Below are 13,740 nucleotides of genomic sequence, written 5' to 3' on the forward strand. Positions count from 1 at the left end.
ACGTGGAGCGCGTGGACGAGGCCCTGGGCACGGCGCCGTCGAAGATCGCGACCGGCTGCCCGTTCTGCAAGGTGATGCTCTCCGACGGCCTCACGGCCCGCCAGAGCGAGAAGGTCGCCTCCGAGTCGGTCGAGGTCGTCGACGTCGCCCAGCTCCTCCTCAACGCCGTCAAGCGCGGCGAGAAGACCACCGAGGACACCGCAACGACCGGCAGCTGACCGTCAACAACCGACGAAGGGCGTCTCCCACCGGGAGGCGCCCTTCGCGCTTTTCAGGGCAGCGCGTCCTCCGCCGAGGTGCGCGGTCGCCGGTCCACCTCGCCCTCAGGAGATCAACCCAGCGGTAATCGGACATGCGCATCGAGTTGCCGATTCCGGCGTCATATGCCAGGGGCAGCGCCGTCCCGGTATCGACCGGCACGGATGCGGAGGAATGATGGCCGAGACTCCCGAGCTCAGCGACGCCGAACTGGTCGAGCTGGTCCGTTCCGGGGAGAAAGGGGCGTACGGGCAGCTCTACCAGCGGCACGTCCGCGCCGCCTACAAGACGGCGCGGCAGGTCACGCGGTCCGAGACCGAAACCGACGACCTCGTCTCCGAGGCCTTCGCCAACGTCCTCGACAGCCTCAACACCGGCGGCGGCCCCACCACCGCGTTCCGCGCGTACCTGCTCACGACGCTGCGGAACCTCGCCTACGACCGGTCCCGTTCCGCGAAGAAGGTCCAGCTCGTCGAGGACGTCCAGACCTTGGCCGGCCACGACTCGGTGGACCCCGTCGAGAACTCCGCGGTGGACGCGGCGGAGCGAACGCTCGCGGCGAAGGCCTTCTCCCGGCTGCCGGCGAACTGGCAGAAGGTCCTCTGGCACACCGAGATCAAGGGCCGAACCCCCGCCGAAGCCGCCCCGCTGCTCGGCCTGCGCCCCAACGCCGTCTCCGCGCTGTCCTACCGCGCCCGGGAAGGCCTGCGCCGCGAGTACCTGAACGCGCACCTTGCCGAGGTGTCCGACCCGCGCTGTCGAACGGTGATCGACCGCCTGGGCGGCTGGGCCCGCAACGCGCTATCGAAGCGCGACGAGCTCATCGTCCAGTCCCACCTGAACGACTGCGAGCGCTGCCGCGCCCTGGCCAACGAGGTCGCCGAGGTCAACAGCGGCATCCGAGCGATCATCGAACCCCTGGTCCTGGACGACAACGCCCGCCCCTTCAGCGCGAAGCCCCAGAACCTCCCGCCCTGGCTCCTCCTCCTGCTCAGCGCCCTGGTCCTGGCCATAGCGATGGCCTTCGCCTGGTCCAACCCCACGGACCCCACCGCCCGAGGCCTCAGCGCGCAGGGCGTCCCGTCACGTGAGTACTTCGGGGCGCCATAACACCCCAAACCACGCACGAACCCACCACCGCAACCCGCGCCAGGACGGCGGAACGCGGGCCTGAGCACAGTTCCAGCTGCTCAGGCCCCGTGAGCACTTTGCGGCGCTATAACCCCACAAAGTGCTCACGGGGCTCTGGCTCGGCCCGGCTGGTCAAGTCCCGTGAGTCTTTTGGGCTGCTATGACCGCCCAAAAGACTCACGGAACCGTCACCGCAGGGAGGCGAAGAACTCGCGCACGTCGCGGACGTAGAGGTCCGGTTGTTCCATCGCCGGGAAGGTTCCGCCTCGGTCGTACTCCGTCCAGCGGACGATGTTGTTGAGGCGCTCCGCGAACGGGCGCACCGGCGCGAGGACGTCCTTCGGGAACACCGCCACCCCGTGCGGCACCGTGCCCTTGGTCAGCTGCTCCACGACGCCTTCCTCCGCGGCCTTCTCGGAGTTGTCCGGTGTCTCCACGAAGGACCGCGCCGCCGAGCCCGCCGTGTTGGTGAGCCAGTAGAGCATCACCGTGGTCAGGATGCGGTCGCGGTCGATCGCGTCCTCCGGGGTGTCCTCGCAGTCGGTCCACTCCTTGAGCACGCCGACGATCCAGCCCAGCAACCCAACCGGCGAGTCCGCCAGCGAGTAGGCCAGCGCCTGCGGTTTCGTCGACTGGATCAGCTTGTAGCCGTACAGCTCGTCGGTGTAGCGCTGCCACCTGGCCATCCGCGCGTGGTCGACGTCGGTCAGCTCCGCCATCTCGTCCGGGTCACCGGTCGGGAAGGTGATCATGCCGTTGGTGTGCAGTCCGATCACGCGGTCCGGTTCGTCGATCGCCACCGTGCGCGAGATCCAGGTGCCCCAGTCGCCGCCCTGCAGGCCGAACCGCTCATAACCGAGCCGGCTCATCAGCTCCGCCCAAGCCCGCGCGATCCGCTCGGCGCCCCACCCCACCGAGGTCGTCGGGCCGGACAGCCCGTACCCCGGCAGCGACGGGATGACCAGGTGGAACCCGGCTTCGGTGAGCGGTTCGACGACGTCCAGGTACTCGGCGACCGAGCTCGGCCAGCCGTGCGTGATGAGCAGCGGCAGCGCGTCCGGCCGCGACGAGCGGACGTGCAGGAAGTGGATGTTCGCGCCGTCGATCTCGGTCGTGAACTGCGGGAATGCGTTCAGCCGTGCTTCCTGCGCACGCCAGTCGTAGTCGTCGCGCCAGTACTCCACCAGCTCCCGCAGGTAGTCCAGCGGCGGGCCGTAGTTCCAGCCGAGGCCGGGCACCTCGTCGGGCCAGCGGACGCGGTCCAGGCGTTCCCGCAGGTAGTCGAGGTCCTGCTGCGGGATGTCGAGGCGGTGCGGGGTGATGTCGCGAGAGGCCATGCACGCTCCTTCGTACGATGTACGGTAACTAATACGCGCAAGCCGCCCGAGTTGTTCCCGAACCGGCCGAAAAAATCGAGGGGCGCCCCGAACGGGACGCCCCTCGATCTGATGCCTTTGTTCTTTGAAGCGGCGCAGCCGCTTAGCCCACCCTCGGCGCTTGCACCGCCGCGGGTTCTCAGACGTCGCCTGGCGAGGACAGCCCGTTCGCCGTGTATTGGGGACATACATAAGAACGGGATCCCGCAGCCAGGCGGCGTCTGAGGTTCCGCCACCCGCACCGCCACGCAGGGCGAGTCTGGAAGCAGGCTCTGAATCCGACCAGGTCAGCTGCCCATTTCCTCCAGGGAGCGGCCCTTGGTCTCCTTCAGGTACTTCACCACGAACACCACCGAGATCAGCGCGAAGCCGGCGTAGATGAAGTACGTGACCGGCAGGTTCCAGTCCCGCATGCTCGGGAAGCTCACCGTCACCAGCCAGTTGGCGATCCAGTTCGTCGCGGTGCCCAGGGCCAGCGCGGCGGCGCGGATGCGCGCCGGGAACATCTCACCCAGCAGCACCCACATCACCACGCCCCACGACGCGGCGAAGAACAGCACGAACGCGCTCGCCGAGATCAGCGCGACCACGCCCCACTGGTACGGCAGCTGCGCGTCCTCGCCGACGACCTCGGCGAAGCTGAACGCCCAACCGGTCACGGCCAGCGACGCGGCCATGCCCAGCGAACCGATCACCAGCAGCGGCTTGCGGCCGATCTTGTCCACCAGCGCGATGGCGACGAACGTACCGATGATGTTCACGATCGAGGTGAACAGGCTCAGCAGCAGCGAGCTGCTCTCGTCGATGCCGACCGAGTGCCACAGCGACGACGAGTAGTAGAAGATCACGTTGATGCCGACGAACTGCTGCAACGCGGCGATCGCCATGCCGATCCACACGATCGGCAGCAGACCGAGCTTGCCACGCAGATCGCTCAACCGCGGCTTCCGCTCGCCGCCCAGCGCGGCCTTGATCTCGGCGACCTTCTCGTCCGGGTCACCCGATTCGACCTGCGCCAGCACCTCGCGCGCCCGGTCGACCTTGCCGACGGCCACCAGGTAGCGCGGCGATTCCGGGATCGTCGAGGCCACCACCAAGTAGATCACCGCGGGCACCAGAGCGGCACCGAGCATCCACTGCCAGGCCTGCAACGGCCCGAGCTCACCGGAGGCGCTACCGCCCGCGGCCTGCGCCAAGGCGTAGTTCACCAGCTGCGAGATCGCGATGCCGAGCACGATCGCCAACTGCTGCAACGAACCCAAGCGCCCGCGGTAGGCGGCAGGTGCCACCTCGGCGATGTAGGCCGGCGCGATCACCGAAGCGATGCCGATGGCGACACCGCCGACGACCCGCCAGATCGCCAGGTCCCAGATCGCGAACGGCAGCGCCGAACCGACGGCGCTGATGATGAACAGGATCGCGGCCATCTGCATGACCCGGATCCGGCCGATCCGGTCGGCCAGCCCACCGGCCACCCCGGCGCCGACGGCGGAGCCGAGCAGCGCGGAGGACACGGTCAGGCCGGTCAGCGCCGGACCGACGTTGAAGTGCTGCTGGATGGCGTCCACGCCACCGTTGATCACCGACGTGTCGTAGCCGAAGAGGAATCCGCCGAGCGCGGCAGCTCCGGCGATCATCACCACGTGCCCGAGGTGCTCGGTGGCAGCGCCCGAGGCACGCGACTGCAATGCGGACATCGAGTACTCCTGCTGCCCGCACGTCGACCGCTCCGTTGCGAATCGTTCCAGAACGCCGGGCGGAGGGGATCGTAAGTTCTGAACCCCCAACTTGCTTATTCGATTCAGGGTGAAGTAGCTCACCGTCGCCAAAGGCCCAGGGAAGCCCCGGTGACCTATGCCACGAACAGGAGAAACACGCTCAACCGCAGCTGCGGAGCGTCACCGCTTGGTTTCGGCGCGCTTGAAGTTCAGGTACGCCCGCGACGGCGTCGGACCCCGCTGGCCCTGGTACCGCGAGCCGGCCTCCTTCGACCCGTACGGGAAGTCGGCAGGACTCGACAGGCGGAACAGGCACAGCTGCCCGATCTTCATCCCCGGCCACAACGTGATCGGCAGATTCGCCACGTTCGACAGCTCCAGGGTGATGTGCCCCGAGAACCCGGGGTCGATGAACCCCGCAGTGGAGTGCGTCAGCAGACCCAGCCGCCCCAGTGACGACTTGCCCTCCAGACGACCGGCCAGATCGTCCGGCAACCGCACGCCCTCGAACGTCGCCCCAAGCACGAACTCGCCCGGATGCAACACGAACGGGTCATCGTCGGGGGTCTCCACCAACGACGTCAGCTCGTCCTGCTGCTTGGACGGATCGATGTGCGTGTACCGGGTGTTGTCGAAGACCCGGAAAAATCGATCCAACCGCACGTCGATGCTCGACGGCTGGATCATCGAGGCGTCGAACGGATCAAGTTCGAGACGGCCCTCGTCGAGCTCTTTGCGCAGGTCCCGGTCACTCAGCAACACACCCACAGCGTATCGGGAGCCCACCTGCGATCTTCGCGCCCCACCATGTTAGGCTGTGCACGCCTCGAACAAGAGGTAACGCGGATGTAGTTCAATGGTAGAACATCAGCTTCCCAAGCTGAGAACGCGGGTTCGATTCCCGTCATCCGCTCGGAGCTGGGAGCCGTGTGCCACGCTATCGCGTTGGCCGCGGCTCCTTCGCCATTTCATTGGGGGGTTCGAACCCCCCAAGCCCCCCACGGTGCGGGGGTCGCCTTCCGCTTGCTCCTTACGACAGGTACCGTACCCGGCCTGCTCATCCACCAGCTTTTGCCGCGCCTCTTGCGTCTCCAGCTGGGCGTGGCCGGTACGGCCTACTGCTCAGCGGGCCGTGACCTGAAGACGAAGGTTCGTTGGGCTAGGAAGTTGAAGGTTGTTGCTACCGCTTGGGAGATTGCCCAGGCGAGGGTGATCTGCCAGGGGCTTTCTGGGAGCAGTCTCAGCGCTAGAGCGTTCACTCCTCCGACCAAGGCGAAGGTCAGCGCGAGGACCGTCGTCAGCGCCGCTACCTCCCTGGAGTTTCGGTTGGAGGTGAAGGTCCAGCGGCGGTTCACCAGGTAGACCGCTGTGCTTCCGATCGTGAAGCTGAAGATGCGGGCCAGTTCCGGCCAGGTTCCCAGGGCGAGGATCAGGCTCAGGCTGCCGTAGTCGACCACTGCTCCACCGATTCCCACCAGACCGAAGCGGAACGCTTGGGTGAAGAAGCCCCTGTTCGCTCCAGGTCCTGTTGTCGTGCCTGAACTCAAACGTCCTCCAGGGAGCGCGTTCACGCCTCAGGTTGGCGTGAACGTATCACCGGGGCGAGCTCGAAGTCGTGGCGGTGTGAAGCGAGATCGGGGTCATTCGCCGGTTCTTGCGTTTGCTTGTTCTGTGATGATGTCCAGGTGGCCTAGGTGGCGGGCGTATTCCTGGAGTAGGTGGAAGAGGACTCGCTCCAGGGTTGCTGGGGGTTGGTCTCTCCAGCGGGGGCCTGGTTGGCCCTGGGTCGACAAGTTCGTGCTCTCGATGACGCTGGTGGTGCGGCGGCCTTGGGCCTGCAGGTCCTGCAGGAGGTCTTCTTTGGTTTCTGATGGGGGTACGTGCCAGCGGTCGTCTTTCCAGTCGCCCCAGGGGGTTTCGACCGGTTGGCCTTGGAATCCCCATTCGATCCAGCGGAGTTCCACGTAGGTCAGGTGCTTCACCAGTTCCAGCGGGGTCCAGTTGGACGGGACTCTGCTGGTGCGGAGTTCGTGGTCGGGTAGCGACTCGATCTTCTCGATCACTCGGGAGCGGAAGAAGCCGAGGTAGTTGGTGAAGACCTCCGAGCGGGATGCCGTTGGGGTCGTTGGTTCCGGGAACGGCATCGTCATCTGGTCGGCTCCTGGGCTCGTGCGCGGTGTGCCGTCAGGTTTCCAAACTTCCCCGGAGTTGGGAACCTCGGCTCGGATTCACAGGAGGCGGGTTCCGTTCGGGACCGGGTGGGCGAAGGAGGCCAGGACCACGTTGCCGTCCTCGTCGTGGGCTCCCGTCACCAGGACCTCCGACTTCACCCCTGCGATGCGCTTCGAGGGGAAGTTGCAGACGCACAAGACCTGGCGGCCTCGGAGGTCTTCCGGCTCGTAGTGGTTCGTGATCTGGGCGCTGGACGTCTTCAGGCCGAGGTCTTCACCCAGGTCGACCTTCAGCACGTAGGCGGGTTTCCGGGCCTTCTCGTTGGGCTCGGCTTCCACGATCGTGCCCACTCGCAGCTCGACCTTCTCGAAGTCGGCCCACTCGATCTCCTGCACCCGGCACCCTCCCGCTCAGGATCTTGTTGCTGCACCTGCGGATCAGGTTAGAGCAGGTGCGCGCAGCGGCGGTCGTCGGAGTGGCCGGCGACCGCCGCTTTCCGGCCCTGCGGTTGGAGATTCGCGGGGCTTCTGCGGATCAGAGGTCGAAGACGACGCCGGTTTCGTTCTGCAGGACGCAGGCGTTGGGGTAGCTCTTGGTGTAGCTCACCACGTTTCCGCGCCACTTGCCCTCGAGCTTCGCCGTCACCGGCAAGTACTCCAAGGTGCACGCGCGGGCCAGGTTCGCGTTCATCCGGCGGAAGTCGCCCTGGACCACTTCCAGGTCGCCGCAAGCCTTTTCGGCGAACTTGTGGGAACCGCCCGCGGGGTGGCATTCCAGGACCGCCGCGCGCTGGACCGAAGAGCCCTCGGTGTTCAGCGAGAGGTGGAGGACGCTGGGCAGGGCGGTCTGCGCCGGGGCCGTCGTCGCGGAAACGACCGCGGTTCCGACGATCAGCGCGGAACCGAGCAGAACGCGGCGGGCCAGCTTCACCAACACGGTTACTCCACCTTCCAGTTGATGCACCAGGAGAATCGGCCGCGGTCGAACCCCCGCGGCAGGGGAAACGCGAAGGACGTTACTGGACCACTTGCCGTAATAACGACTAGCCCGAAAGGGTCAGATTCCGAGTCGCGCTTCGGTTTTCGAATCACGCGCCGTGTCAGCGAACGCCGGAAACCCGGCGCAGTCACGTTTTCGTGCCCAGACTCGTCTCCATGGCGAACACCTGATGGAAGGAAGAACCATGCGACTGGATCTCAGCAAGACCGCCCCCGAACCGTACGCCGGCTTCAAGCAGGCCGACGCGGCGATCCGGCAAGGGCCGCTGGACGAAGCGGTCCGCGAGCTGGTCAAGATCCGGGTGTCGCAGATCAACGGCTGCGTGTTCTGCGTCGACATGCACAGCCGCGAAGCACTGCGAGTCGGTGAGGAGCAGAACCGCCTGCTCCAGCTGCCGGTGTGGCAGGAGTCGGAGCTGTTCGACGAGCGGGAGCGGGCCGCGCTCGGCTACGCCGAAGCCGCGACCCGTCGCGAGCGCATCACCGACGAGCAGTGGGACTCGCTGCGCGAGGCGTTCCCGGACGAGGCCGAGCTCGGACACCTCGTCACGCAGGTTTCGCTGATCAACGCGCTGAACCTGATCGGGGTGCCGCTGGAGATGAAGCCGCCGCGCCGGTAAGCCGGGCTTACCGGCCACGACCGGGGTCACTCGGTGATCAGGTCCTGGCGGATCGGCTGGTCCGAGCCGACGGCTTCGAACAGCTCGCTCGCCTTCTCCTTGTCCCAGCGGTTCGCTGAGGAGTCGGTGACCGGGACGGTCGTCGTCACCACACCGTCCGACGAGATGCCGCGCATCGCCCAGGCCAGCGACAGCAGGTCGCCGGTGCCGTCCGGTTCGAGCATCGTCAGCGAGCTCGCGCCCTCGTCGGCCAAGCTGTAGGTCCGGAACGGGTTGATCAGGGTGCTGAAGCTCGAGGCCTGCTCGACCAGCGCGCCGATGAACTTGCGCTGGTTGGCGACCCGGTCGAGGTCCGATCGCGGCGTCGCGTCGCTGTAGCGCATGCGCACGAACGTCAGCGCCTTCTCCCCGTCCAGGGTCTGGCAGCCGGCCTGCAGCGTCTGACCGGTCTTCGTGTCGTGCATCTCCTGGTCCAGGCACATCTCCACGCCGCCGACCGCGTCGACCATCCCGGCGAAGCCGCCGAAGCCGACCTCGGCGTAGTGGTCGATGCGCAGGCCGGTCGCCTGCTCCACGGTCTGCGCCAGCAGCTCCGGACCACCGATGGCGAACGCCGCGTTGATCTTGGTCCGGCCCTGGCCCGGCACCGGGACCTCGGAGTCGCGCGGGATGCTGATCAGCGTCGGCGGCGTGTCGTTGTCCGGCACGTGCGCGATCATGATCGTGTCCGTGCGCCCCCCATCCGCCTCGCCGACGTGCAGGCTCTCCGCCGTGTCCGGGTCCAGGCCTTCGCGGCTGTCCGAGCCGACGATCAGCCAGTTCGCGCCCGAGCCCGCCGCCGGCCGACCGGAGTAGTCGGGGAAGGCGCCGATCCGGTTGATCGACGAATCGACGCGGAACCAGAGCCACCCCCCGAACACCAGCGGGAACAGGACCAGCGCGAGCAGCACCAGGACCAGCACACGACGACCGCGCCGCCGCGGCGCAGGCCGGTGCCCGTACGCCGGCCGCTGCGCGCCCCAGTCGTTCCGCATCTGTTGGGTGTTCATACCCATCCAGACGTCCTGCGGAGCTTTCGGTTGCCACGTGTCCGGAAAAAAGGGACACGCTGCTGCCGACCGGGTGGTCGGCCCCTGGCTGATCGACCACCCGTCCAATCCACTATGGACATCAACTCCAGAGGGCGGTGCTGCGGTTGGCGACCAGGTCGGTGATCTGGGACAACGCCTCAGCCGCCGGCTGGGGATCCAGGCGTTGACCGTCGCGCAGGCGGAGCGAAACCTGATCTTCCGCGGCCTCTTTCGCCCCGATGATCGCCTGGTACGGCACCAGGCGCGCGTCGCGGATCCGGGCGCCGAGGCTGCCGTGCGCCGAGACCTCCGCGCGGAGGCCGAGTTCCAGGCACTGCTGCGCGAGGCGTTCCGCCTGCGGCAGCTCGGCGTCGGAGATCGGCAGCACCACGAGCTGGGTCGGCGCCAGCCAGGCCGGGAAAGCCCCGCCGTGCAGCTCGATGAGGTGCGCGACGGCCCTTTCCGCGCTGCCGATGATGCTTCGGTGCACCATGACCGGCCGGTGCTTGGCGCCGTCCGCACCGATGTAGTGCAGGTCGAACTGCTCGGGCTGGTGGAAGTCGACCTGCACGGTGGACAGGGTCGACTCGCGCCCAGCGCCGTCGGCCACCTGCACGTCGATCTTCGGACCGTAGAACGCCGCCTCCCCCTCGACGGCTTCGTACTCCAGTCCGCTGCGCTCCAGGACCTCGGTCAGCAGCTCGGCCGCCCGCTGCCACTTCTCCGGCGCGGCGACGTACTTCCCACCTTCACCGGCCAGCGAAAGCCGGTACCGAGCAGGCCGGATTCCCATTGCGGCGTAGGCGTTCCGGATCAGCTCCAGCGCGGCGGACGCCTCATCTGCGACCTGCTCCAAGGTGCAGAAGATGTGCGCGTCGTTGAGCTGGATCGCCCGCACGCGGGTCAGACCACCGAGCACGCCGGACAGCTCCGAGCGGTACATGCCGCCCAACTCCGCCAACCGCAGCGGGAGCTCCCGGTAGCTGTGGGATCGGGACCGGTAGATCACCGCGTGGTGCGGGCACAGGCTTGGCCGCAGCACGACCTGCTCACCGCCCAGGTCCATCGGCGGGAACATGTCGTCGCGGTAGTGCGCCCAGTGCCCGGAGATCTCGTACAGCTCGCGTTTGCCCAGCACAGGCGAGTAGACGTGCCGATATCCCGCCCGCCGCTCGGCTTCGCGGATGTACTCCTCGAGGGTGTGCCGCACGACAGCGCCATCGGGCAGCCAGTACGGCAGGCCCGCGCCGATCAGCGGATCGGTGTCGAACAGCCCCAGCTCGCGGCCGAGTTTGCGGTGGTCGTGCATGGTGGTCTCCTCACCGGTGATGAGGCGGGTGACCACACGACGAAGCTCCGGGGCACCCGCCCCGGAGCTTCGCGAGAACAGCAATCAGCGCGCCGGGACGTCGTCCGGCGTCGTAGTCAGACCAGCGCGCTTCACACCACCAACGTAGCAGAACAAAGCCCGTGAGCACTTTCTGGCGCTATAACGCCACAAAGTGCTCACGGGTCAGTAGCCGTCGCGAAGTCGCTGACGCCACCAAGCCGCAGGCCGCTCAAGTACCGGATCCCGAAACGTGCGCCGCCGGAACTCCTCGTCCAGCGGAACCAGGATCCGCCGCAGTTCAGCACGAGTCCGCGGCGGCAGCTCGGACAGCAGCAGCTCCAACTCATCCCGCGCATCCGCCGGGTCATGAGGCGAGTAGAGATCCGCCCGCGGCAAGTACAACCAACGCCCGGGCCGACGCAGGAAGCGGCGATACCGCTTGAGCGCCCACCCGACCCGAGCCTCCCAGTACATCCGGCGGGCCGTCACCCGGTCCAGCTCGGCCCACGGGCCACGTCCGGCACCGCGAATCCGGCCGGGCAGTCGAGGAAAATCCGATTGATCGGCGCGCAACGCGCCAGGCGGTCTACGCGGCATCGCCCTTTCGCGACGGAGTCATCCCGCCATGCTGCCACGAGTTCTCGTGAGTGGCGATGGTCGTGGGAACCACCATCGCCACTCACGACCCGCTCAAGCGCCGAGCGCGTCCGCGGTGGGGACGACGACGCCGAACAGGTCGGTGATCGTGGTCAGCGCGGCCTGCTGGAGCGCAGCGGAAGGCACCCCGGTGCCGTCCGGAGCCGACAAGGACCGGGTGGCCGTGGCGTCGGCGACGACCGTCGGCCGGTAGCCGAGGTTGAACGCGCCCTGGGCGGTGAAGGTGACGCACATGTGCGTCATGAACCCGGCCAGCACCAGGTCACCGCTGATCACGCCCAGGTCGTGCAGCGTCTTCTCCAGTTCGGTGGCGTGGAAGGAATTCGGGAACTGCTTGACCACGACGGGCTCGCCGTCGATCGGCGCGACCTCGTCGCAGATGGCACCGATGTGTGCGCGGATGTCGTAAGGCGAGCCCTCACCACCGTCGTTGACGACGTGCACCACCGGCGTTCCCGCAGCCCGAGCGCGTTCCAGCAGCCGAGCCGCGGCCGGTACCGCCTCCTCCGCACCGTCCAAGGCCATCACACCGGTGCGGTAGGTGTTCTGGACATCGATCAGGACCAGGGCCGACTCGCTCAGCCGAGGCGGCTGGCCGTCCAGACCGATCACGTCGCGCAGGGTCTTGGATGGCGTGCTCATGAAACGTCCTCTCGTCGGAAATCGGCATGGCGAAGCAGTCCCCTCGCCACGCGCCAGGGGAATCAGGTGACTGTCAGATCAAGCGGCCGGAGTGCGGAAGCGCCGCCGGTAGGCCGCCGGGGTGGTGGCGAGCTGCCTCCGGAACGCCCGGTGCAAGGTCTCCGCCGAACCCAGCCCGGATGCCGCCGCGACCTGCTCGAGCGGGGCATCGGTGGTCTCCAGCAGACGACGCGCCAGCTCCACGCGCGCCGCTTCGACGTAGGTGGCCGGGCTCGCGCCCGTCTCCTGCTTGAAGACGCGCGCGAAATGCCGCTCGCTCAAGCACATCCGGGCGGCCAGGGCTCGCGCGGACAGGTCCTCGTCGAGGTGGTCGGCGATCCACAACCGCAGCTCGTCGATGTCCCGACGCGCCGCAGGTCGGCTCAACGGCACGGAGAACTGGCTCTGCCCGCCCTGCCGCTTGAGGTACATGACCAGCTGCCGGGCCACCCCCAGCGCGGTCTGCTCGCCCAGGTCCTCGGCCACCAGGGCCAGGGCGAGGTCCAGGCAGGCGCTGATCCCGGCCCCGGTCCACAAGCGACCGCAGTCGCTGCGGACGAAGATCGGATCCGGGTCGACCGCGATGTCCGGGTACTCGGCGGCGAGCTGAGCGGCGGTCGACCAGTGCGTGGTCGCCGCCTTCCCGCCCAGCAACCCGGCCGCGGCCAGCACGTGCGCACCCACGCACACCGAAGCGACCCGCCGGGCGTGCGGAGCGGTCTCCCGCACCCACGCCACGACGTCGTCGTCGACCCGGGCGATGGGCCCGTCATCGGTCATGTCGACCGCGCCCGGCACCAGGAGCGTGTCCACGTCATCGCCGACGTCGGCGAAACCGACGTCGGCGACCAACCGCACCCCGGCCGACGTCCGGACCTCCCCGGCGACCGGCCCGGCGATGCGGACCTGGTAGCCGGCACGGCCCGCGGTTTCCCGGTTGGCCAGCGCGAAGACCTCGGCAGGCCCGGTCACGTCGAGCAGATCGACGTCCGGGAAGGCCGCGAGGACAACACGGTGCGGAATGGGCATGCCTCCATGTTCACCGCTGCCCCCGACGTCCTCAATGACGATCAACTGTCACATCCGGACACCGACGCAAGGCGCCCTCCCGGTGGAGAATGCCAAGAACGGCGTGCCGACTGCGGTTCAACTGACAACGCCGCTGATAGGGCCGGTCAGCGGGCGAGCCTCGCGCGAGCCTCGTCGGTGAGCGGGGTGAAGAAGTTGACCAGGTTGCCGTCGGGGTCGCGGAACAGCAGGGAGCGGTTTCCCCACGGCATCGTGGTCGGCTTCTGCACGATCTCCGGGGCGACGGCCAGGCTCGTCAGCCGTTCGCACTCCCGGTCGACGTCCTCGACGAGGAACTCGAGGATCGCGGTCCGGTTCGACTCGGGCACGGCCGCCCCGGCGCTGAACAGCGCCATCGTCTCGGCACTGCCGATGGCCAACGCGCACGACGGGCCTACGAGCTCGGCGAACTGCTCGGCGGGCCGCCGCGCATCGAGGCCGGTCACCTGCTCGTAGAACTCGACGAGACGGGCGACGTCGTTGGTGATGACTCGGACGGAGACGAGCTGCACGGTGGATCCTTCCTGCGCTGGAGGGTGTTCCTATGGTTTTGTCAAGCGGCTGCTGGGGGCGCCGTGGGTCGGGTTGGCTGGTAGTGGGTCTTGTTTTTGAGCATGGCGAACAGGACGTCGCAGCGTCGTCGGGCCAGGCAGATCAGGGC

General features: G+C 67.7%; 16 protein-coding genes and 1 tRNA gene. 4 read left to right on the plus strand and 13 right to left on the minus strand.

Annotated elements, in window-relative coordinates:
* Together OU415_RS35930 and OU415_RS35935 are read left to right on the plus strand one after the other, a co-directional pair.
* Positions 1 to 218 (plus strand): hypothetical protein (locus OU415_RS35930; RefSeq protein WP_270954145.1); only part of this gene is annotated, 218 nt, incomplete at its 5' end.
* Between the two features lie 217 nt (positions 219 to 435).
* Positions 436 to 1,368 carry a sigma-70 family RNA polymerase sigma factor gene (locus OU415_RS35935; protein ID WP_270954146.1) on the plus strand — a complete coding sequence of 311 codons (933 nt, stop codon included), beginning with the start codon at positions 436 to 438 and terminating at the stop codon, positions 1,366 to 1,368.
* 209 nt (positions 1,369 to 1,577) lie between these two features.
* On the opposite strand, the gene OU415_RS35940 is transcribed toward OU415_RS35935, so the two are convergent.
* The 3 genes from OU415_RS35940 to dcd all read right to left on the minus strand — a co-directional run bounded on the left by OU415_RS35940 (position 1,578) and on the right by dcd (position 5,245).
* Positions 1,578 to 2,726, minus strand: coding sequence for an epoxide hydrolase family protein (locus tag OU415_RS35940; RefSeq protein ID WP_270954147.1), 1,149 nt, complete (start codon positions 2,724 to 2,726; stop codon positions 1,578 to 1,580).
* A 326-nt stretch (positions 2,727 to 3,052) separates the two neighbouring features.
* Positions 3,053 to 4,462: a sugar porter family MFS transporter gene (locus tag OU415_RS35945; protein ID WP_270954148.1), complete on the minus strand. Its 1,410-nt coding sequence runs from the start codon at positions 4,460 to 4,462 to the stop codon at positions 3,053 to 3,055.
* Positions 4,463 to 4,663: 201 nt separating this feature from the next.
* Positions 4,664 to 5,245 (minus strand): dCTP deaminase, encoded by a 582-nt coding sequence (gene dcd, locus OU415_RS35950; RefSeq protein ID WP_270954149.1) that lies wholly within the window; start codon positions 5,243 to 5,245, stop codon positions 4,664 to 4,666.
* 80 nt (positions 5,246 to 5,325) lie between these two features.
* Between dcd and OU415_RS35955 the strand changes: the two genes are divergently transcribed.
* Positions 5,326 to 5,396: transfer RNA gene (locus tag OU415_RS35955), tRNA-Gly, on the plus strand.
* 202 nt (positions 5,397 to 5,598) lie between these two features.
* Here the strand turns inward: OU415_RS35955 and OU415_RS35960 are convergent.
* The 4 genes from OU415_RS35960 to OU415_RS35975 all read right to left on the minus strand — a co-directional run bounded on the left by OU415_RS35960 (position 5,599) and on the right by OU415_RS35975 (position 7,591).
* Complete coding sequence (locus OU415_RS35960; protein WP_333779285.1) at positions 5,599 to 6,054, minus strand: GtrA family protein; 456 nt, start codon at positions 6,052 to 6,054, stop codon at positions 5,599 to 5,601.
* A 69-nt stretch (positions 6,055 to 6,123) separates the two neighbouring features.
* The gene (locus OU415_RS35965) at positions 6,124 to 6,633 is read right to left on the minus strand and encodes a mycothiol transferase (RefSeq protein ID WP_270954151.1); all 510 of its coding nucleotides are present in this window, start codon (positions 6,631 to 6,633) and stop codon (positions 6,124 to 6,126) included.
* A 78-nt stretch (positions 6,634 to 6,711) separates the two neighbouring features.
* Complete coding sequence (locus tag OU415_RS35970; protein WP_270954152.1) at positions 6,712 to 7,050, minus strand: tRNA-binding protein; 339 nt, start codon at positions 7,048 to 7,050, stop codon at positions 6,712 to 6,714.
* 139 nt (positions 7,051 to 7,189) lie between these two features.
* Entirely contained in the window at positions 7,190 to 7,591 is a 402-nt protein-coding gene (locus OU415_RS35975; protein ID WP_270954154.1) for an SSI family serine proteinase inhibitor, read from the minus strand.
* Positions 7,592 to 7,838: 247 nt separating this feature from the next.
* Between OU415_RS35975 and OU415_RS35980 the strand changes: the two genes are divergently transcribed.
* Entirely contained in the window at positions 7,839 to 8,273 is a 435-nt protein-coding gene (locus OU415_RS35980; protein ID WP_270954155.1) for a carboxymuconolactone decarboxylase family protein, read from the plus strand.
* A 26-nt stretch (positions 8,274 to 8,299) separates the two neighbouring features.
* Here the strand turns inward: OU415_RS35980 and OU415_RS35985 are convergent, their stop codons facing one another.
* The 6 genes from OU415_RS35985 to OU415_RS36010 form a co-directional block, all read right to left on the minus strand.
* Positions 8,300 to 9,322, minus strand: coding sequence for an LCP family protein (locus OU415_RS35985; RefSeq protein ID WP_270954156.1), 1,023 nt, complete (start codon positions 9,320 to 9,322; stop codon positions 8,300 to 8,302).
* Between the two features lie 121 nt (positions 9,323 to 9,443).
* Positions 9,444 to 10,652 carry a threonine--tRNA ligase gene (thrS, locus tag OU415_RS35990; protein WP_408641979.1) on the minus strand — a complete coding sequence of 403 codons (1,209 nt, stop codon included), beginning with the start codon at positions 10,650 to 10,652 and terminating at the stop codon, positions 9,444 to 9,446.
* 204 nt (positions 10,653 to 10,856) lie between these two features.
* Positions 10,857 to 11,162 (minus strand): hypothetical protein, encoded by a 306-nt coding sequence (locus OU415_RS35995; protein WP_270954158.1) that lies wholly within the window; start codon positions 11,160 to 11,162, stop codon positions 10,857 to 10,859.
* 201 nt (positions 11,163 to 11,363) lie between these two features.
* A complete protein-coding gene (locus OU415_RS36000; RefSeq protein ID WP_270954159.1) occupies positions 11,364 to 11,972 on the minus strand; it encodes a cysteine hydrolase family protein in 609 nt (202 codons plus the stop codon).
* A gap of 78 nt (positions 11,973 to 12,050) precedes the next feature.
* Complete coding sequence (locus tag OU415_RS36005) at positions 12,051 to 13,040, minus strand: GlxA family transcriptional regulator (RefSeq protein WP_270954160.1); 990 nt, start codon at positions 13,038 to 13,040, stop codon at positions 12,051 to 12,053.
* A gap of 146 nt (positions 13,041 to 13,186) precedes the next feature.
* Positions 13,187 to 13,591, minus strand: a complete 405-nt coding sequence (locus OU415_RS36010; RefSeq protein WP_270954161.1) for a VOC family protein — start codon at positions 13,589 to 13,591, stop codon at positions 13,187 to 13,189.
* Between the last annotated feature and the right edge of the window lie 149 nt (positions 13,592 to 13,740).

Source organism: Saccharopolyspora oryzae (assembly GCF_027853915.1).
GTDB classification, from domain to species: domain Bacteria; phylum Actinomycetota; class Actinomycetes; order Mycobacteriales; family Pseudonocardiaceae; genus Saccharopolyspora; species Saccharopolyspora oryzae.

Coding starts and splice junctions, on each gene's coding strand:
- OU415_RS35980 (WP_270954155.1), top strand. CDS start 7,839: ATGCGACTGGATCTCAGCAAGACCGCCCCCGAACCGTACGCCGGCTTC.
- OU415_RS36005 (WP_270954160.1), bottom strand. CDS start 13,040: ATGCCCATTCCGCACCGTGTTGTCCTCGCGGCCTTCCCGGACGTCGAT.
- thrS (WP_408641979.1), bottom strand. CDS start 10,652: ATGCACGACCACCGCAAACTCGGCCGCGAGCTGGGGCTGTTCGACACC.
- OU415_RS35985 (WP_270954156.1), bottom strand. CDS start 9,322: ATGAACACCCAACAGATGCGGAACGACTGGGGCGCGCAGCGGCCGGCG.
- OU415_RS36000 (WP_270954159.1), bottom strand. CDS start 11,972: ATGAGCACGCCATCCAAGACCCTGCGCGACGTGATCGGTCTGGACGGC.
- OU415_RS35945 (WP_270954148.1), bottom strand. CDS start 4,462: ATGTCCGCATTGCAGTCGCGTGCCTCGGGCGCTGCCACCGAGCACCTC.
- OU415_RS35935 (WP_270954146.1), top strand. CDS start 436: ATGGCCGAGACTCCCGAGCTCAGCGACGCCGAACTGGTCGAGCTGGTC.
- OU415_RS35940 (WP_270954147.1), bottom strand. CDS start 2,726: ATGGCCTCTCGCGACATCACCCCGCACCGCCTCGACATCCCGCAGCAG.
- OU415_RS35965 (WP_270954151.1), bottom strand. CDS start 6,633: ATGACGATGCCGTTCCCGGAACCAACGACCCCAACGGCATCCCGCTCG.